This is a genomic window from Halomonas mongoliensis (genome assembly GCF_052496345.1).
In genome coordinates, this window is sequence record NZ_CP199288.1 from 1,339,676 (window position 1) to 1,359,175 (window position 19,500).

A 19,500-nucleotide genomic window follows, 5' to 3' on the forward strand; every position below is an offset into this window, starting at 1 on the left:
GGCAGGCGAAACCTACTCGAGGGACTCGTAGGGCAGGCCCACGTAGTTCTCGGCGATGGTGGTCAGCCCCGCCTCGGAGCTGGTCGCGTAGTCCAGCTCGGCCTGCTGCATGCGGGTATTGAAGTCCTCCTCCTCGGAGAACTTGTGCAGCATGGAGGTCATCCACCAGGAGAAGCGCTCGGCCTTCCAGATCCGCTTGAGGCAGGTCGCAGAGTAGTTGGGGATCAGGTCGGTACGCCCCTCCTGATAGACCTTCACCATCAGGCGGTAGAGGGTGTTGACGTCGCTGGCGGCGAGGTTGAGCCCCTTGGCGCCGGTGGGCGGCACGATATGGGCGGAGTCGCCCACCAGGAAGAGACGACCGTACTGCATCGGCTCGACCACGAAGCTGCGCAGCGGCGCGATGCTCTTCTCGATGGAGGGGCCGGTGACCAGCTTCTCGGCCACGTCATCGGGCAGGCGGCGCTTGAGCTCCTCCCAGAAGCGCTCGTCGGACCAGTCTTCCACCTTCTCGTCCAGAGCCACCTGGATGTAGTAGCGGCTGCGGGTCTCGGAGCGCATGCTGCAGAGGCTGAAGCCGCGCTCGTGGCTGGCATAGATCAGCTCGTCGGAGACCGGCGGGGTGTCGGAGAGGATCCCCAGCCAGCCGAAGGGATAGACCTTCTCGAACTCCTTGATACGGCCTTCGGGAATCGACTTGCGCGAGACGCCGTGGAAGCCGTCACAGCCGGCCACGTAGTCGCAGTCGAGGCGGTGCGTCTCGCCGTCCTTCTCGAAGGTGACCCAGGGCGCTTCGCTCTCCAGGTCGTGAAGCTGGACGTTGTCCGCCTCGTAGATGGTGGTGCCGCCCGTAGCCTCGCGAGCCTCCATCAGGTCGCGGGTGACCTCGGTCTGGCCGTAGACCATCACCTTGCTGCCGCCGGTCAGCGCCGCCAGGTCCACGCGCACCCGGCGATTGTCGAAGGCCAGCTCGAAGCCGTCATGGGGCAGGCCCTCCTCGTTCATGCGCGCATCGACGCCGGCCTCGCACAGCAGGTCGACCATGCCCTGCTCCAGCACGCCGGCCCGAATGCGGCTCAGCACGTACTCGCCGCTCTTGCGTTCGAGGATGACGTTATCGATGCCCTGGCGGCTCAGCAGCTGACCGAGCAGCAGGCCGGAGGGGCCTGCGCCGATGATGGCGACCTGTGTCTTCATGGGGAATACTCCGTTGTTATCCAGCCAGGTGTACAAGTGTTCGCTATGTGAATTGTATTTTTCACTGAATCATCCGGCAAAATAAGGCATGATTCGATTCATCACCTGGACTTTTGACACATTACCGTTCGACCTTGGTCGTAGCGCAAGGGAGGATCCATGAGCACGGCACCCACCATTCCGGTCTTCAAGCTCTACGGTGAAACTCACCACTGGCCCACTCCCGACCTGCTCCACTGCGAGTCGATCCCGGAGCGCAGCGCGCTGCACGACTGGCACATCCGCCCCCATCGCCATGCCGACCTGGTCCACCTGCTGCACATTGCCCGAGGCCAGGTGGAGCTCGAGCTGGAGGGGAGCCATCAGCCGCTGCAGGGCCCTCTGGTCATCGTGGTGCCGAGCATGAGTATCCACGGCTTCCGCTTCTCGCCGACCGTAGAGGGGCACATCATCACTCTGGCGCTGCCCCTGGTTGAGCACCTGGCCCAGGCCTCCTCGGGCGGCCTGCTGCAGCAGGCCGCCTCCCACCGGCTGACGCAGCCCGACAGCGCGCGGCGCATCGCCACCCTGGTGGCACAGATCGATGAGGAGTATCGCCATCCGGCTCCCGGGCGGGCGCGGATGCTGGAGGCGCTGATCCAGGCGCTGGTGGTAGCACTGTCACGCCTCCAGGAGAGCGCCGGGCGTGGCGCCCGAGGCAGCCACCGCCCTCAGGAGCGAGGGCATCAGCACCTGGTCAACTACCAGGCGCTGATCGAGGCCCAGTTTCGCCGCCAGCCCAGCGTCGAGCAGTTTGCCGCCCAGCTGGGCATGAGCAGCGCCCACCTCAACACCCTGTGCCGCCGCCTGGCCGATCGCAGCGCCCTGCAGCTGCTGCACGAACGCCTGCTGCTGGAGGCCAAGCGCCAGCTCACCTATACCAACATGACCGTCAGCCAGGTCTCCGACTCCCTGGGCTTCTCGGAGCCCGCCTACTTCACCCGCTTCTTCAAGCGCCATACCGGGCTCTCGCCGCGGGAATTTCGGCTGCGCCAGCAGTCGGGGGAGCCCCACAAACAGGACGCCCCCGGCCAGACGGGCTGACCGGGGGCGTCTCCAGGCGAGCGCCTGGCTCAGGCGGCGGTGCCGGCCTTCTCCTCGAAGGCGTCGGCGTTGGGGCAGAAGGCCCGACAGCTCTCCCGACTGGTATCCGAGCGCATGGCCCGCCAGCAGCGGCCCACCTCCGGGCAGTGGTTGCAGGTAGCCTGCAGCTGGCGGACGGCCTTGTCCCCGTCATCAACAAAGGCCTCCTCGGCGAGCCCGAAACGCTTCATCATCGCCGGCATCAGCGTCTCGGCGGGGATCAGCTCGCTTCCCACACCGTTCAGCGTGCGTGCGATCTCGCGCTCGAAGGCGGCGGGCATCGGTGACTCCAGGTCGGTAATGACCTCCCGAAACGTCGAAGAGGCCTCCGTGCGCACCTCTCGCACCACTCTCGGCATCGACGCCTCAAACATGTAGTCAGCAAACCTGGCCATCCAGGAAGTGGACTCGGCAGCGTGGTCAGATGTGGTACGGGTCATGGCGGCCTCCTGATCGGTGCCATTGCAGCACCCTCGACGCTAAAATTGATCATTACTGTGATAGAGCCAGCCTAGACCCTAACCGGCTCGCTGGGCAAGGCGCCCAAGAAGCGAAGTGCGCAGCAGTTGAGACAGGTCAAGTTCAGGAAGCAGAAGGCCCTGCACAGGGCAGGACCTTCTGCTGGTGGAGCGCCCCGCGGCTAGAGCATCCAGAGGGTCAGGACGGGGAAGGCGATCAGCAGCACCAGCCTCAGCAGGTCGGCGACGATGAAGGGCGTCACCCCCCGGTAGATCTCGCCCAGCGTCACATGGGGCGCCATGGCCTTGATCACGAAGACGTTCATCCCCACCGGTGGCGTCACCAGCCCCAGCTCCACGGTCAGCACGGTGAGGATGCCGAACCAGATCGGATCGATGCCCAGCATGGTGATGATGGGAAAGACCACCGGCACCGTGATCACCAGCATGGCGATGGAGTCCATGAACATGCCGAGCACGAAGTACATCAGCAGGATCAGCAGCAGGATCACCATGGTCGGCACATCCAGGCCGCCCAGGAAGGCACTGATGGTGAAGGAGATCCGGGACACCGAGATGAAGTAGCCCAGGGTCTCGGCCCCCACCAGCATGAAGAAGACCACCGCCGAGAGCGCCAGGGTCTCCTGGACGCTCTGCCACAGCCCCTTCAGGCGCATGCCCTTGTAGAGGGCATAGAGCAGGGTGGCAAAGGCCCCTACGCTGGCCCCCTCGGTGGGGGTAAACATCCCCTGGTAGATCCCGGCGATGATGATCACGAAGACCGTGAAGAAGGGCAGCAGCCCCGACAGGGAGCGCAGCTTCTCGCCCAGAGAAGTGGGCTCCCCCGGCACCGCCATGTCGGGCCAGATCCGCATCACCACGCTTACCGTCAGGGCATAGAAGAGCAGCCCCATCAGGCCGGGAATGATCCCCGCCGCGAACATGTCACCCACCGACTGCTCGGTGATCACCGCATAGATCAGCAGGGCGATGCTGGGCGGGATCATGATCCCCAGGGTGCCGCCGGCGGCCAGGGTGCCGGTGGCCAGGGAGCGCTTGTAGCCGTGCTTCTCCATCTCGGGCAGTGCCACCCGGGTCATGGTGCTGGCGGTGGCCAGCGACGAGCCGGAGATCGCCGAGAAGACGCCGCAGGAGCCCACGGTGGCGATGGCCATGCCCCCCTTCCAGCCGCCACAGATGGTGCGGGTGGAGTTGAACAGCATGCCGGCCATGCCGGAGTGGGCCGCCAGCACCCCCATGAAGATGAACATGGGAATGGCACTGAAGCTGTAGCTGGAGAGCACGTCCACCGGCACCGACTTGACCATGGAGAGGGCAGCACCCCAGGAGATCACCTGGGCGAAGCCCACCACCCCGACGATCAGCATGGCCAGGGCCACCGGCACGCGCAGCACCAGCAGCAGCAGCAGCCCGATCAGGCCGATGCCGCCAATCATCTCACTACTCATGATGGACACCTCCCCCATCGGTGGCGAAGAAAGTGCCCAGCAGGGCGTGCAGCAGGCTGCGCAGCGCCAGCAGAGCGCAGAGCAGGGCCCCGAACTGATAGATGGGAGCCATGGGCAGGCGCAGGTCCTGGGTGACCTGGCCGCGCATGGCAGCCACGCCCGCCTCCTGCCAGAGACCGACGGCCATCACCGCCCCCAGCACCACGAACCCGAGCAGGAAGAGGCCGCCCAGGCGCTCCTTGAGCACCGGGGAGAGGCCGTGGCTGAAGGCCTCCACCACCACCTGGGAACGCTCGACGCTGGCGGCCATGGCCGCCAGCAGGGAGAACATCAGCAGATAGCGCACCAGCTCGACGCTGCCCACCACGCTCCAGTTGAGGGCGCCCCCGGAGAGGCGGAAGGTCAGGCGCAGCAGCACATCGGCGATGGTCACGCCCATCATGGCCAGCAGCGCCAGCCCCGCCACCAGCAGGCACAGGCGTGCCAGCTGGCGGCTCACGAACGACAAGGCTTGCATGGAATCGCTCTCGCTCAGCTCTGGTCGACCGGGCAGGCGTCGCGCGCCGCCATGGCCGCCTCGTAGACCTCGCGGGCGTTATCCAGGCCGCGCCCCTCGAGCTCGCTCAGGTAGTTCTCGATGCCCTCCTTGAGGGGGCCGGCCCAGTCATCGTGCTCCAGGGGGCTGTCGATCACGCGGATGTGGTGCCCCGCCTCCTCGGCCTCCTGCTTGCCGGCCTCGTCCAGGCCATCGAAGACCCGACCCGCCACCTCGCTCCAGGCCATGCCGCTGTTGGCCTCGATCACCGCCTGCTGCTCGGGGCTCAGGCGGTCGAAGCTGCGCTGGCTCATGGTGGCCACGAAGATCAGCGAGTAGAAGGGCACCTGGGTGTGGTAGTTGGCCAGCTCGTTCAAGCGGAAGACCTTCATGCCCTCCCAGGGAAAGCTCAGGCCGTCGATCACGCCGCGCTGCAGGGAGGTGTAGATGTCCGGGGCCGGCATGCCCACCGGCTGGGCGCCGAGACGCTCGAGCATCTCGCCGGCCACCGCGGTGGGGCGACGGATGCGCAGGCCCGCAAGGTCGTCCGGCGACTGGATGTCGTGATCCGCGGTGTGCAGGTAGCCGGGGCCGGTGGTGAACATGAACAGCACCCGGGTATCGTCGTACTCGCCGGCGATATGGCCGTCGTCATAGAGGCTCTGGAGGATGCAGGCGCCCTGGCTGGCGGTATCGGCAACTCCGGGCAGCTCGACTATCTGGGAGAGCGGGAAGCGCCCGGCGGTATAGCCCTGGGCGGTGATGGCGATGTCGGAGATGCCGTTGACCGCGCCCTGATAGGCCTGATCGGCGCGGGTCAGGGTCTGGGAGGGGAAGTTCTCGACGCGCAGCTCGCCACCGGACTGCTCCTCGATGGTCTCGGCCCAGGCCTGGAAGATCTCCTGGTTGATGCCGGAGCCGTCGGGCCAGAAGTGGGACATGCGCAGGGTGGTGGACGCCTGGGCGGTAGAGGCCGCGGCGAGGCCCGCAATGGAAGCGGCGAGCAGGCAGCGAGTCAGGGTGCGGTTCATGGGGTGCCTCCGGGGTGTCGTTATAATGGACTTATCATATGTTCGGCATCCGAATATCAGTTCGGATATGCCGCAAAGCTACCCCACTCCCGCAGGCCTTAACAATCGACATTCGTCTATAGCGAAGGTTGTTGCGTGCCTGACCGCAGCGGCACTCCGCCGCCGCCGACCAGGACAAAGCGATCAAAAAACTGGACTATTCGCATCTTTTTCCACTGATGACATGAAAAAGCCCGGAGCATGCGGGGCGTGCTCCGGGCTGACAGGCAGACCACCAGGCGGCGATGCCGCCCCGCGGCTCAGTCGGCTTCGACCATGAAGCGGGAGAAGAACTCGGTCAGCGCCTCGACGCCGTCCAGCGGCAGCACCAGGGAGACGTACTGGTCGGGCCGCACCACCACCAGGGCGCCGGCCCCGCGGTCGATGCCGCGCAGGTCGAAGATGTCCCGGTCGGTGCCCAGCACCGGCGCATGGACCTTCTGGTAGTCCTGGAGCCCGAGGGGGCCCTTGTGGGGCTTGAGGACGTCGTGCATGTCGGCCCAGTCCACCTCGAGGTGGGACTGCTGGATGATGCCGTGAACGTCGAAGATGGCGTCCGGATCGGCTCCCTGCGGGGTGAAGCGGCGGATCGGCGAGGCGTCGCTGGCCAGGAAGTCCATCAGCGCCTTGAAGCGCGAGCCCGGGCTTCTCGGGTCGACCATGTCCGCGAAGGCGTAGAGCCGCCAGCGGCCGTCGGCGCGATGGACGTGGCCCAGGTGGATCTGCTTGGCATCGCCGAGCCGGATGACCTCGGCCGAATGGAAGCGGCGCCCGGGCGGGAAGCCGGTGGCCAGCCCCAGGTGGGTATCATCACCGGTGAGCAGGGCCGGCGCGTAGTGGGTGGCGAAGCCGGCGGTGAACTCGCTGTTGGTGACGAACTGTCGCTGCACCTCGGCCAGCCCCTTCATGGCGGCCTCGGGATCGTCGGCGTCCTGGGCGGCACCGATCGCCCGGGACCAGCGGGTATCCATCTCGATCAGGTTTTCCGCAATGACATGGCGCTCGGCGTTGTAGGTGTGCAAGAGGCTGGCCGGGCTGCGCCCCTCGAGCACCGAGATCAGCTTCCAGCCCAGGTTGAAGGTGTCCTGCATCGACACGTTCATGCCCTGGCCGGCCTTGGCGGTGTGGGTGTGGCAGGCGTCGCCGGCGATGAAGACCCGCGGGGTACGGCTCGCCATCTGGTCGTCGTCGACGTCGTCGAATTTGTCGGTGACCCGGTGGCCGACGCGGTAGACGGAGAACCAGGCGACCTCCTTCGCCTCGAAGGTGTAGGGCGCCAGCACCGCCTGGGCCTTGGCCAGCACCTCCTGCTCGGTCAGCCAGGCGTCAGGGGCGATGTTGCCCATGTCGACGTAGAGCCGGACCATGTAGCCGCCCTCGCGGGGGATCAGCAGGATATTGCCCGCCTCGGCGGACTGGATGGTGCACTTGAAGCGGATGTCCGGGAAGTCGGTCACCGCCAGCACGTCCATCACGCCCCAGGCCTTGTCCTCGCCGTGGCCCTGGGGCACGCGGCCGATGGAGTCGCGCACCACGCTATGGGCGCCGTCGCAGCCGACCACGTAGCGGGCGCGCACGGTCTTCTCGCCCTCCGCCGTCCTGAGGGTCACCGCGACGCGCTCGCCGGGGGCCTCGGGCACCTCCACGCTGAGGGTCTCGTGGCCGTAGTCGACCTTCAGGCGGCTCGGGGAGTTGTGCATGTACTCCAGCAGGAAGTCGAGCAGGCGGGCCTGGTTGACGATCACATGGGGGAACTCGGAGAGGCCGTCGCGCACGTCCTGCACGCGGCCGAGCCGGGTGATCCGCGACTTGTCGCCGGGGGCCGGGCCCCAGAAATGGGTCTCGTTGACCCAGTAGGCCTCGGTGGTCATCCGCTCGGCCAGGCCGAAGGCCTCGAACATCTCCACCGTGCGGCAGGCGATCCCGTCGGCGCGCCCGACCTCGAGGGGCCCGTCGGCCTTCTCCACGACGCGGGTAACGATCCCGGGGAAGGTCGAGAGCTGGGCAGCCAGCAGCAGCCCGGCGGGGCCGGTACCGACGATGAGCACATCCACCTCTTCCGGCAGCGGACCCTGCTCCTCGCTGCGCCCTTCGGCCAGGGGTTGAATTCGCGGGTCGCCGCTGCGGTAACCGTCGAGGAAGTACTGCATCGTTTCGCTCCATCCCGTGCGCTACGGGTCATCGTTGTTGGGGGTCGATCAGGGGGTCGAGACTTTCGGCGGCAGCCATCTGCCATTGCGACATTCGTCAGTATTGTGATTGGTTTCGCGGCGAACAACCCGACTTTCGGATAATTGATCATCTGTGTGATGATCACAATACTGACGCAGATCAAAAAGTGACCACCCCTCTGTCAACCGATCCCTGACCACCGACAAGCGAGCCGACAATGACAACCACCGCACGCCAAGCCACCCGTCGCCCCCTGGCCCTGACGCTGCTCTCGGCCTCCCTGCTGGCCGCCAGCGCGCCAGCCCTGGCCAAGGAGCTGCGCCTGGGGATGATCACCCCGCCCCAGCACATCTGGAGCCAGAGCGCCGAGCAGTTTGCCGAGGCCGTGGCCGAGCGCAGCGACGGCGAGCTGACCATCGCCCTCTTCCCCGCCGGCCAGCTGGGTGACGAGTCCGCCATGTTCTCCCAGATGGAGACCGGCCTGCTCGACATGGGCATCATGACCGCGGCGCTGACCAGCCAGCGCGAACCCTCCATGGTCGGCTGGTTCACCCCCTTCCTGTTCAGCAGCGTGGAAGAGGCGGCCAAGGCCACCGAGACCGAGGCCGCCCGGCAGATGCTGGCCAACCTGGAGAGCAAGGGGCTGCACGCCTTCGGCTACACCTTCGCCGGCATGCGCCACATCCTGATGCGCGACACCCGCGCCGAAGGCGTGGACGATGTCGCCCGCAAGAACATGCGCATCATCCCCTTCGCCGCCATGAACGCCTGGTGGCGCGCCATGGATGCCCGCCCTACCCCCATCAGCCTGCCGGACGTCTACCAGGCGCTGCAGAACCGCATGCTCGACGGCGTGGATATCGACCTGGACGCCCTGGTGGGCTCCGGCTTCTACGAGGTCGCCGAGCACCTGACACTGACCAGCCATATGGCCTTCCCCGCCGTCTCGGTGATGAGCCAGGCGACGCGAGCCTCCCTCTCCGACGAGCAGCGTCAGATCATCGACGAGGCCATGGAAGAGGCCCTGGCCTGGGGCATCGAGGCGCAGATCGAGGCCGAGCAGCGCAACCTCGCCACTCTCCAGGAAGCCATCGATGTCTTCATTCTCGAGGATGCCGAGAGCGTCTTCGCCCCGGCCAACCAGGCCTTCGCGGAGCGCTTCGGCGATCATCCGCTGATCCAGGCCTTCCAGCAGCAGTCCGCCGAGCTGCTTGACGCCGAATAAGGCCTGTCGGGGCGCCCAGGCGCCCCGTACCGGAAGCCCGTACCGGAAGAGACTCCCCATGAACACCCGACACGACACCTGGCTGACCCGGGCCAGCCACGGGCTGGCCCGGGTCGAGCAGTTTCTCTGCAGCCTGCTGATTGCCGCCTTCGGCGCGGTGCTGATCGCCAATGTCTTCGCTCGCTACGTGCTCAACAGCCCGCTCTACTTCGCCAACGAGCTGGCGGTCTACATCCTGATCTGGATGGCCTTTCTGGCCATCTCCATCGCGATCCATCACGACCAGCACGTGCGCCTGACCATGCTGGTGGGCCTGCTGCCCGCACCGGCCCAGCGGGTCTGCTACTGGCTGACCGAACTGGTCTGCCTGGCGATCCTGGCGGTGATGCTCTGGTACTCCATCGGCTGGCTGCGCTCGCCCTCGGTCGCCTTCGATATCGCCATCACCCTCGACTGGCCCAAGTGGCACTTCTACCTGATAGTGCCGATCTTCTGTGCCACCTCCATTTTCCACCTCATCGCCAGGCTGCCGGACCGCTCACGCACGGTCTTCACCCTGGCCAGCGACGAGGAGTGACCCCGTGACCCTGGCCGCCTTCCTGCTCTTCATGCTGCTCGGCATGCCCATCGCCTTCGTGCTGCTGGCCTCGACCTTCACCTTCATCTTCACCTCCGGCAACTACCGCCTGCTCGACAACCTGCCCCAGGTGATCTTCGGCTCCCTGGAGGTGTTCGACCTGCTGGCGATCCCGCTCTTCATCCTGCTGGGGGAGATCATGAACGAGGGGGGCATTACCCGCCGGATCATCCTCGCGGCCCGCGCCTGGTTCGCCTGGATCCCCCACAGCATCGCCTATGTCTCCCTCACCTCGAACCTGATGCTGGCCTCCATCATGGGCTCGGCCACGGCGCAGATCGCCATCATGAGCCGGGTCATGACCCCGGAGATGGAGCGCGACGGCTACGACAAGGGCTTCGCCGCCGCCCTCACCGCGGGCAGCGGCCTGCTGGGACCGATCATCCCGCCCTCCATGGTCTTCATCATCTACGGCGTGATCGCCCAGGTCTCGATCGGGGCAATGTTCCTGGGCGGTATCCTTCCCGGCCTGGTGCTCTTCCTGCTGATCAGCGGCCTGATCGCGCTGATGGCCGGGCGGGCGAAGAGGCGGGACACCGGCAACAAGCAGCGGATCCCGCTGTGGGGTGCCACCCGGGGCGCCCTGCTGACCCTGGCCATCCCCGTGGTCATCGTCGGCGGCATCGCCTTCGGCGTCGTCACTCCCACCGAGTCGGCGGCGGCGGCGACCCTGATGGCGCTGATCATCGGCGGCCTGGTGTTCCGCGAGCTGAAGTGGGGGCAGCTCCCCGGGGTGCTCCAGCGGACGGCGCGCAACACCGCCATCGTGCTGTTCCTGATCGCCGCGGCCAAGGCCTTCGGCTGGGTGCTGGTCTACAACCAGATTCCCCAGCAGGTGGCGGGGCTGATGCAGGGTGCCACCGAGAGCCCGCTGGTCTTCATGCTGCTGGTCTTCGTGATGCTGATCGTGGTGGGCATGGTGCTCGACGGCATCGCCGCCCTGATCATCCTGGTACCGATCCTGCTGCCGGTGGCCCAGCAGAGCTACGGCATCGACCCCATCCACTTCGGCATCGTCACCTGCATGACCCTGAGCCTGGGGCTGCTGACGCCGCCGGTGGGCGCCGGCCTCTACGTCGCCTCGGCGATCAGCGACGTCAGTCTGCCGCGCATCACCAGGTGGATCATGCCCTTCGTGCTGGCGGCCTGCCTGGTGATCCTGGTGACCATCTTCAACCCCTGGCTGGTCAGCGTCTTCCGCTGATGCCACCCGCCGGCCTGGCCCGGCGGGTGCCCGAACTCCCTGACTCTGCTAAGTTAGCGCCCAGTCCACCCTCGAGTAGAACCTGACCATGACCGCAGCCCCCTTCTCGGAAGCCAGCCAGTTTCCCGGCAACCTGCTCCGGCGCTGCCATCAGATCAGCGTGGCGATCTTCCTGCGCAAGTGCGAGATCCATCAGCTGACTCAGCTGCAGTACATCATCCTCTGTGCGCTGGAGGAGCATGGCTCCATCGACCAGATCACTCTGGGCGGCCATACGGCCCTGGACCGCAATACCGTGGCCGTGGTGGTCCGCAAGCTGGAGGAGCGTGGCCTGGTGACTCGCCAGCGCAACCCCGAGGATCGCCGCGCCATGCTGGTGACCCTGACCGGGGAAGGGGAGCGCCTGCGCCACGCCGCCGAACCCTCCGTCGCCGAGGTGCAGGAAGAGATCCTTGCCCCTCTGGAGACGGATGAGCGCGAAACCCTGTGCCGGCTGCTGCAGACCCTGGCCGACGAGAACAACCACCTGAGCCGAGTGCCGGTGCGCCAGGCGGGCTGAGCGATGGAGAGCCTGCCCGCCGCCGGGCCCTGCCACGGGCCCGGCTGACTCGCCAGGAGGCCCAGAGGACGCGGCTACTTCGCCAAGCGACAGAGCGTTACCCCGCCTTATTCATGAGAGCGCGGGCTGAGTGGATTATCAGCCCTCGCTGCCAATACCGAACCATCGGCACTGCGTTGGCAGCATGAGAATCCGCTGCCATATGCAAAAACAGCGCATCTTTCCGTTATGTTTATAGCCTACAGGAATGGACTGCCGTCATTCATGCAGCCGTCATCATCAGCCGAGGTGGGGCTGCTGTACGCATGGATCGGTGGTGGTATCGCCGACGAGTCAGTCCAGCGCGGTCAGCTTTGGCAGCCCCTTCAGCAAGGCAGGCCACCATTTGTCAGCCGCATCACCGAGGTGAATGGTGATGCGCCGAGCGTGAAGCGAGAGCGTCGCCGCTACCTTGAGCACCTGCTCGCGCATCCGGCTCAGACTCCAGCCCTGCCGGGTCTGACGCACCAGCAAGCAGCGCAGGCCATGCAGGACCTGATAGGCGTAGAGGCTCAGTAGCAGGCTCACCTCGTTGCGGGCCATGACGTCCTGGACCGTGGAGGCACCGCGATCCGTCGACGACAGGTGCACGTCCAGCGCCGATTTCACCTCGCCCATGTGGGCCTCGGCGCTGCCGCGCTTGCGATAGAGCGCCAAGACCTTTTCCGGCGGCCAGTCGAACTTGCCGAGGTTGGTGACCAGGAAGAAGGCATGCAGCAGCAAGTCATCGGGGCGCTCCTGCACCACCAACACCACGCGTCGTGGCGCTGGCCAGGAACCGGCTTGGTATTCAAGGTCATAGCACCATTCGCGAGGCTGTTCGGGCGGTCGGCCGCGGGGCCGCTTCAGGTAGGGCGCCGCCAGTGTCTGCAGGCCCTTGTGGCTGCGCAACCGGCCCAGATACTCGATGTCGCGCGTTTCCAGGGCCTCCAAGGTGTCATTGTCGGTAAATCCGGCATCGGTGCGCACCCGAACCTGGGCGCCGGTGCTCTCGTTGAGCCGCTTCACCAGATGGGGGATCCAGGTGTCGGCGTTCTCGGCCGGACCGGCGTTGCCCTCTCGCAGCAGGCCGCCCACCATATCACCGGTCTCGGCCAGCGAGGCCACCAGCGGCGAATAGATCCGGGTGCCGTACAGGCCATGATAGGCCGAACCGCCCTGGTGGCCGTGAACCTCGATCGGCAGGCCGTCGATGTCCAGCGTCAGCTGCTTGGGACGCTCGCCGTTCTTCAGCGCGGTCAGGCGCCAGACCACCAGCCGCAGCAGGCCCTCGTGCACGGCATCGATGTTGTCGTTGCGGCCCAGGCAGGTGAGCAGCCTGGACAGCGTGGCTTGAGAGGGCCGGTCTTGGGCCAGGGGCGTCAGCCCACGCGCATCACTGCAGGCCAGCTGCCAGAGCGGATCACGTCGCAGCGTGTCGGTATCGCTGAGATCGATCCAGCCCATCGCCCGCTGTAGCACCAAGGTGCGTATCTGGCTGGCCAGCGAGTGGCGAATGCGCAGCGGATGGCGCGGATCGACCAGGTTGTCGTCGAGCGCCTCGATCACGCCGCTGCTGTCGAGGGCTTCCCGCAGCAGCAGCGCGCCGCTGTCGCTGGTGGTGCGTTGGCCGTCGAGCTCAACGCGGATGGACCCGTTGCAGGACGGAATCCAGGGAGATACGCTTTCACCCATAGCGGATGGCTCTCTTGGATCAGGTTCTTGGCGGAACACACTGATTTTACAAGAGAATGCCATCCGCTATCTTCGTTTTCAGGCCGGCCTCATGAATAAGGCGGGGTTACTGACTCAGCCGACCTACCTCTTCGCAGGAAGCAGTTGCTCTTTAGCTGCGTCACCGACCTGACCGTCGGATAGGCGCCCCAGCTGGAAAACCAACAAAAGGGCCATAAGCGAAGCGGTAGTTGTCAAGACCCAGGTCCATTGCCAACCACCAACCCAGGATGCCAGCATGGCAGTTACAGGAGGAAAGGCGAACTGCCCGAACGCAGATACCTGTTGCATCCACCCAACGGTAGTAGAAACATTGTTTTTCTTCGGAGAGAGCTTGACTGCCTGAGAAAACAGCGCCCCCGGAATCAAGCCACTCAGGGTTGAAAATGCCAGCACAGAAAGGAAACCCAAAAAGAAGTGCTGACCATCGGCGCCGCTAAAGGTTGTTATCGAAAATATTATTATCAACACGAATCCCGTATAGAGGATTTTGTGAGGCGCCACACCCCGGTGCATCATATACGCAGAGGAAAGATTCCCCAGCACATTGCTACTGGCAACCAATGCAGTCAGATATGCTACAGAGGTTCCCCCAAGGCCTGCTTGAATATATATTGACGGAAGAAACCCTATAATAGCGAGCCACTGACCAGCATACAGGCCAAAGCAACCCGCTATTAACCATGGCCCAGGATGAGAGAGCGTCACTTTTATTTCACTCGCCCACTGCTTAGGATGGGTTTCCTTTCTTTCTCTGGTCTTTGAAGTATCGCTAGGGACCCGAAGGTACACCAAGGCAAGAATGATAAGTGTCCAGCCTGAAATGGCCAGCCACCATCCTTCCCAGCCTACGAGCTGGATGGCAAAGGGACCTATCAACAAGGCCATTCCCATTCCAGCCCCCATAAAGCACCCCCAGGCACCTAGGGAAAAGTTCAAATTCTCCTCTTTTACAACATGCCTTATCATTGCTGGGGCAGGCAATACAACCAAAAGAAATCCAACTCCTTCCAAGGCCCTGAAAAACAGGAGAAGAACTCCACTTCCAGACTGGGCTCCAAGCAAGGAGGCTGATGACAAGACAAAAAGCCCAGCCATGATGTTTCTTTTTAGCCCGGTAATATCGGCATATAGCCCAATGAATATTGAACCACACATCCCGGCCAGCTGGATCAGAGAAAGTAGCAGCCCTGACTGAAAAAGGGAAAGGGAGAAGTCACCCCCCAGCACATGCAGGGCTGGTGGAACCTTACCCATATGGAGTGCTGAAGCAATTCCAGCCAAAACAATTATTACACTGGGAGGGGCTCTGAAAAGGCTCATATCACAGGACCAAGGGATGAGGTTTTTGGATTTACTTTTTATAAATCACCTTACAAAAAACAGCGCACAGCCCTGACAGTTGGTCCGGCTGTGCGCATATTTATCACGTTCAACTACTCAGTATCCAGCCAGCCACTTGGCGCCGCAGGTGCGGATATGCAGTGATACCCCTGGAAGGCAACAATTCCCTCGTACCCCATGTTGCGACCGATGCCGGATTGCTTGAAACCGCCGAAGGGCCCTCTGCCATCCTGAGCGCTGGGGCCATGGGCATTGATGTAGGTGTAACCAGCTTCCAGCTTGCGGGCCAGGCTGACGGCACGATCGCGATCTTCAGTCCAGACGGATGAGCAGAGACCAAAGATGCTGTCATTTGCCATTGCTACAGCCTCCTCTTCCGTATCGAACGGAATGATGGGAAGCAATGGGCCGAACTGCTCGTCCTTGACGACCGAAAGGTAGGGGTCGGGGTCGAGGACCAGAACAGGTCGCTGAAAGTAACCCTTGTCATAGAGCTCGGGGTCCGGGACCTGTCCCAGCTCACGCAGATCGGCGCCAGCCTCTTCAGCCTCTTTCAACATCTGGCGAATGACACCAAGCTGCTTGGCATTGTTCATCGGCCCCATGGTGGTCTCGGGGAGCAGGCCATCACCGATCACCTGGCGCTCGCACTCCGCCGTGAGCCCGGCGACCACCTCTTCATAGCGTGAGCGATGGACATAGAGTCGCTTGAGGGCCATACAGACCTGCCCACTGGACATGAAGGCGCCCAGGTAAAGCCGACGAAAGGCCTCAGGGTCCAGCTTGGCATCATCCAGGATAATGCCGGCATCATTGCCGCCTAGCTCGAGCGTGACCGGGGTGATGTTCTCTGCCGCGATTTTCATGACATGCCGACCGACTTCGACTGAGCCGGTGAAGTTGACCTTTCGCACCAGAGGGTGGCCGACGAGAGGGTCCCCGATCCGACCGGAGCTTCCGGTCAGAACATTGACCACCCCCGGGGGGAGCAGCGCAGCAATCCTGTGCAGTGTCAGGGTCGTGGCCAGGGATGAGTTGTTGGCCGGCTTGACGACCACGGTGTTACCAGCGATCAGTGCCTGAGGCAGCTTGGCGCCGAGGATCGCCAGAGGCCAGTTCCAGGGCACGATCAGGGCCGCCACCCCTCGGGGTTGACGGCTGATCAAGGTGTCAAAGGGGGGGCCTGATACCAGCTCATCTCGTGCCAGCCGAAGCGCATAGTCGGCGCACTGGGAGAATCGCTCTCCCAGCCTTGATATCTCCAGGTGGGTCTCGCGCAGAATCTTACCGTGCTCCCGGCAGAATAGGCGGGAGCGGAAATCCACATCGACGGGATCCTCGGTGAGGGCGATAGCCACCTCCCTCAGTTGCTCTCCTCGCTCCCGATAGCTCAAGGCCGCCCAGGCGGGGAAGGCCTTGTGGGCAGCGTCGACTGCCAGCTCGACATCCTCAGGGTCAGCGGAAGCCGCATGCCCTACCAGCTCCTCGGGACGTGCGGGATTATAGAGCTCATAGCGATTGCCGGAACTGGCTGGGCGAGCCACACCGTCAATAAAGAGTTCCGTTTCGGTCAGCTGTTGCTCGGTCATTGGCTGAAACCTCGGTAAATGGGATGACAGCGCCACGCTACGTGGCGGTGTGATGATCAGATATCGAGCACGAGGGTGCGTGTCTGGGAGCGCGAGCAACAGATCGTCATCGATTCGTTGCGAGACTTCTCCTTGTCGGTCAGGAAGAGATCACGATGGTCCGGAGTACCTTCCAGGATCCGGGTCAGGCATGTGCCGCAGACCCCTGACTGGCAAGACATGTTGATGGGGACGCCTTGCTCGATAAGCTTCTCTGCAATGGTCTCTCCCGGCTCGACCACCACCGTGACACCGCTCTGCCTGGCCGTGACCTCGAAGCTCTCGCCGTCGGTATCGATCTCGGCACCAAAGCGCTCGAAATGCACATGGTCGCGCGGTTTTCCTGCAGCCATGGCACGCTCCTCGACGAAGTCGATGAAACCGCTCGGGCCACAGGTGTAGAAACGTGTGCCGTCGGGGGCAGCGTCGAGGACGGACTGGATGTCGAATCGACTCTCCGCCGGACCGTCATCGGCGTGCCAGTGGACGCGCTCGCCAAAAGCCGCCAACTCGTCACGAAAGCCCATCCGCACCAGGCTGCGCGCGCAGTAGTGGAGTTCAAAGGAAGCACCTTCAAACTGCAGCTGGTGGGCCATGGCAAGCAGAGGGGTGATGCCGATCCCGCCGGCCAACAGCACATAGTGGGGCGCCCCGGACTCCAGGGGGAAATGGTTGCGTGGCCGGCTGATGCGTACGGTGTCACCCTCCTGCCAGTTGGCGTGAATGCGCTCCGAACCTCCTCGCGATGCAGTCTCCCGGAGCACGCCGATCCGGTAGTGGCTGCTTTCACGCGGGTCGTTGGCAAGCGAGTACTGACGAATGATACCGTCGGCAACGTTGACATCCACATGGGCGCCTGGCGCAAAACATGGCAGGTATTGCCCCTGATGCGGTATCAGTTCGAAAGAGAGGATATCCTCGGCTTCCTGGTACCGCCTTGCGATGGTCACCTCCTGCCAGTAGTGGTCTCCGTTGTGCAATGCATGGGTGATCTCGTCATCATCGAGATGATCGACTTCCACTCTGACCGGCAGGCTCGCATAGGCCCGGATGGAGTTGTTCATAGCAACGCTGGGCGTACCGGTGAGCTCGAAACGCGAGACGCGTCGTGCCAGAGACTGCAGCAAAGAGACCATTTCCAGGCGGGCCAGATGCATGCCCATGCACATATGAATGCCGTGACCGAAGCCCACGTGATTGTGGACGTCTCGGCGTACATCGAAGCGATCCGGCTCGGGGTACTTGCGTTCGTCGCGGTTGGCCGAGGCGTAGAACACCAAGATGCGCGAACCGGCCCCAAGGGTCGTACCAGCCAGTTCGGTATCTTTGGCGATATAGCGGGAGAAGGCGCGAATCGGAGAGGCGAGACGCACACTCTCCTCCACGGCATTGGGGATCAGATCCGGCTCGCGGCGCAGGATCTCCCACTGCTCCGGCGCGTCGGCCAGGAACTTGATCGCCTGGGCGGTGGCCGAGATGGTGGTGTCGAGGCTGGGGTTGATGTAGTCACGCATCAGTTGAGCACAGGTCTCGAAGGGAATCCCCTCTTTCTCTCCCACTTCGAAGATTCGTTTGGCCCAGCCGCCCTCCTTGAGCTTCTCGGGCCTGCCATTCTCATCGAGGAAGGCGAAGAGATCCTTGAGATCCTCCTGACACTCCAGTGCCCGCTGGTTTTCCGGCCCGAAGAGGTTGAAGGTGGCCGAGGCCCACCTGAGCATGTTGTCGCGCCCGCCGCTGGGCAGCCCCACCATTTCGGCGACGATAGTCAGTGGCAGGTACTGTGCAAGATCAGCCACGGCATCGAAGGAGCCGCGGGCCGACAGTTCGTCGATCAGGTTCTCGGCGGCCTGGCGGATACGCGGCTCGATCTCGGTCAGGGCGCCCGGCAGCAGAGGAGCACCTGTTATGGCACGGGTTCTCTCGTGGGCCGGCGAGTCAGAATTAAGAGTGCTGCCGACGAGCTTGTCGTTAGTTTTTTGGTTGAGTGACAGCCCCTTTCCCGAGACGAAGGTCTCATGGTCGCGCAGCACCTGGGTGACTTCGTTATAGCGGGCGACCGCGTAAACGCCGTGCTGCTCCAGCCAGATCACCGGACCAAGTTCTCGCATCTCACGATAGCGAGGATAAGGATCGAGAATAAATTCATCGCTGTAAACATCTTCCGAGTAGACAGGGATGTTGGAGTTGTGCATGTCTGATTTCCTGTTGTCATTAGTGGTCGTGATAAGGATGTATCTATTCCAAGCAGCTAGGCAAAACTTCGGCTATCGGCAAAGCCACAGGCGCTCATCCCACCATCGACGGTGATGTCAATACCCTTCAGCCAGTTGCTCGCCGGGAGGGCGAGGAAAGCGGTAACTTCTGCAACCTCGGAGGGCAACCCAGCCCGACCGACGCGCTCGATATTCTTGACCATGCCATCGCCGAAGGCATTAAGGAAGTCCTGTTTTATACTCGTCTCGATAGCCCCGGGGCTTATCGAGTTGATACGTAGCCCCCGATTCAGCATTCGCTCGCACTCCATCATGGTCCAGACGACAACAGCCTCCTTTGATAGTGCATAGGCCCGTACGGAATCCAGCGATTCCTGATGACAGAAATCAGCAAGCTGATTTCTCCCCTCTACTCGAAGAAGTCGTTCGACCTGCTCGAGGTTTTCTCTCCACATCGCTCCAGCTCGAGAAGCCATATTGACGATGGCTCCACCTTCGTTGAGCTTATCCAGGAATCCGTTGGTGAAGAGTTTCAAGCCTATCCAGTTTATCGCAAGTACCTTTTCCTGGTTCCCATCCCTGGGCGGAACGCCTGCGATATTGCATAGCGCATCGAAAGGGCCCGAGGACTTAGACAAGGCTGCATCAATAGAGGCATCGGAGGCAATATCCAGGTAGATGAAATCGTCAACCTCGAATTCCGGCTCAGCGATATCAAAAACCGTGATATGACAGCCACGTTTCTTCAATATTCTAACCGTCTCGCGACCTATGCCGGAAGTTCCACCAGTAATAGCCACTTTATACATATGAGCCTCCATTTAGGAAGTGATAAAGTTTTTCTCAGGACCACTGCCATCCGCCCGCTCGGAGGGAATAGTCCATTCCACTTCCCGGTTCGCATTGAGCCGGACA

16 protein-coding genes are annotated in these 19,500 nt (G+C 63.3%); 5 read left to right on the forward strand and 11 right to left on the reverse strand.

Annotation, left to right across the window (positions count from 1 at the left end; all coding sequences use genetic code 11):
- Positions 1-12: 12 nt before the first annotated feature.
- A complete protein-coding gene (gene pobA, locus ACRYRV_RS06235; protein WP_444985640.1) occupies positions 13-1,197 on the reverse strand; it encodes a 4-hydroxybenzoate 3-monooxygenase in 1,185 nt (394 codons plus the stop codon).
- 159 nt (positions 1,198-1,356) lie between these two features.
- On the opposite strand from pobA, the gene ACRYRV_RS06240 reads away from it, so the two are divergent.
- Positions 1,357-2,280, forward strand: coding sequence for a helix-turn-helix domain-containing protein (locus ACRYRV_RS06240; protein WP_253448701.1), 924 nt, complete (start codon positions 1,357-1,359; stop codon positions 2,278-2,280).
- A gap of 29 nt (positions 2,281-2,309) precedes the next feature.
- Here the strand turns inward: ACRYRV_RS06240 and ACRYRV_RS06245 are convergent, their stop codons facing one another.
- The 5 genes from ACRYRV_RS06245 to ACRYRV_RS06265 form a co-directional block, all read right to left on the reverse strand.
- The gene (locus tag ACRYRV_RS06245) at positions 2,310-2,759 is read right to left on the reverse strand and encodes a hypothetical protein (RefSeq protein WP_444985639.1); all 450 of its coding nucleotides are present in this window, start codon (positions 2,757-2,759) and stop codon (positions 2,310-2,312) included.
- 200 nt (positions 2,760-2,959) lie between these two features.
- Positions 2,960-4,246 (reverse strand): TRAP transporter large permease, encoded by a 1,287-nt coding sequence (locus tag ACRYRV_RS06250; RefSeq protein WP_444985638.1) that lies wholly within the window; start codon positions 4,244-4,246, stop codon positions 2,960-2,962.
- Complete coding sequence (locus ACRYRV_RS06255) at positions 4,239-4,763, reverse strand: TRAP transporter small permease (RefSeq protein ID WP_253448698.1); 525 nt, start codon at positions 4,761-4,763, stop codon at positions 4,239-4,241. Before ACRYRV_RS06255 ends, ACRYRV_RS06250 begins: the two co-directional genes overlap by 8 nt.
- Positions 4,764-4,777: 14 nt before the next feature.
- A complete protein-coding gene (locus tag ACRYRV_RS06260) occupies positions 4,778-5,812 on the reverse strand; it encodes a TRAP transporter substrate-binding protein (protein ID WP_444985637.1) in 1,035 nt (344 codons plus the stop codon).
- Between the two features lie 299 nt (positions 5,813-6,111).
- Positions 6,112-8,001, reverse strand: a complete 1,890-nt coding sequence (locus ACRYRV_RS06265; protein ID WP_444985636.1) for an FAD-dependent monooxygenase — start codon at positions 7,999-8,001, stop codon at positions 6,112-6,114.
- Positions 8,002-8,240: 239 nt separating this feature from the next.
- Here ACRYRV_RS06265 and ACRYRV_RS06270 point away from each other — a divergent pair, with 239 nt between their 5' ends.
- From ACRYRV_RS06270 to ACRYRV_RS06285, 4 genes are all read left to right on the forward strand, one after another.
- Positions 8,241-9,248 (forward strand): TRAP transporter substrate-binding protein, encoded by a 1,008-nt coding sequence (locus ACRYRV_RS06270; protein ID WP_444985635.1) that lies wholly within the window; start codon positions 8,241-8,243, stop codon positions 9,246-9,248.
- A gap of 58 nt (positions 9,249-9,306) precedes the next feature.
- Positions 9,307-9,825 carry a TRAP transporter small permease gene (locus tag ACRYRV_RS06275; RefSeq protein ID WP_444985634.1) on the forward strand — a complete coding sequence of 173 codons (519 nt, stop codon included), beginning with the start codon at positions 9,307-9,309 and terminating at the stop codon, positions 9,823-9,825.
- Positions 9,826-9,829: 4 nt separating this feature from the next.
- A complete protein-coding gene (locus tag ACRYRV_RS06280) occupies positions 9,830-11,089 on the forward strand; it encodes a TRAP transporter large permease (protein WP_227407229.1) in 1,260 nt (419 codons plus the stop codon).
- Between the two features lie 88 nt (positions 11,090-11,177).
- Complete coding sequence (locus ACRYRV_RS06285) at positions 11,178-11,648, forward strand: MarR family winged helix-turn-helix transcriptional regulator (protein WP_444985633.1); 471 nt, start codon at positions 11,178-11,180, stop codon at positions 11,646-11,648.
- 333 nt (positions 11,649-11,981) lie between these two features.
- Here the strand turns inward: ACRYRV_RS06285 and ACRYRV_RS06290 are convergent, their stop codons facing one another.
- The 5 genes from ACRYRV_RS06290 to ACRYRV_RS06310 all read right to left on the reverse strand — a co-directional run bounded on the left by ACRYRV_RS06290 (position 11,982) and on the right by ACRYRV_RS06310 (position 19,394).
- Entirely contained in the window at positions 11,982-13,400 is a 1,419-nt protein-coding gene (locus tag ACRYRV_RS06290; RefSeq protein WP_444986195.1) for an IS1380 family transposase, read from the reverse strand.
- A gap of 84 nt (positions 13,401-13,484) precedes the next feature.
- Entirely contained in the window at positions 13,485-14,723 is a 1,239-nt protein-coding gene (locus tag ACRYRV_RS06295; protein ID WP_444985632.1) for an MFS transporter, read from the reverse strand.
- 113 nt (positions 14,724-14,836) lie between these two features.
- Positions 14,837-16,333: an aldehyde dehydrogenase family protein gene (locus ACRYRV_RS06300; RefSeq protein WP_444985631.1), complete on the reverse strand. Its 1,497-nt coding sequence runs from the start codon at positions 16,331-16,333 to the stop codon at positions 14,837-14,839.
- Positions 16,334-16,389: 56 nt separating this feature from the next.
- Positions 16,390-18,564: a cytochrome P450/oxidoreductase gene (locus ACRYRV_RS06305; RefSeq protein ID WP_444985630.1), complete on the reverse strand. Its 2,175-nt coding sequence runs from the start codon at positions 18,562-18,564 to the stop codon at positions 16,390-16,392.
- Positions 18,565-18,620: 56 nt separating this feature from the next.
- Positions 18,621-19,394, reverse strand: a complete 774-nt coding sequence (locus tag ACRYRV_RS06310) for an SDR family oxidoreductase (protein ID WP_444985629.1) — start codon at positions 19,392-19,394, stop codon at positions 18,621-18,623.
- Positions 19,395-19,500: the final 106 nt, after the last annotated feature.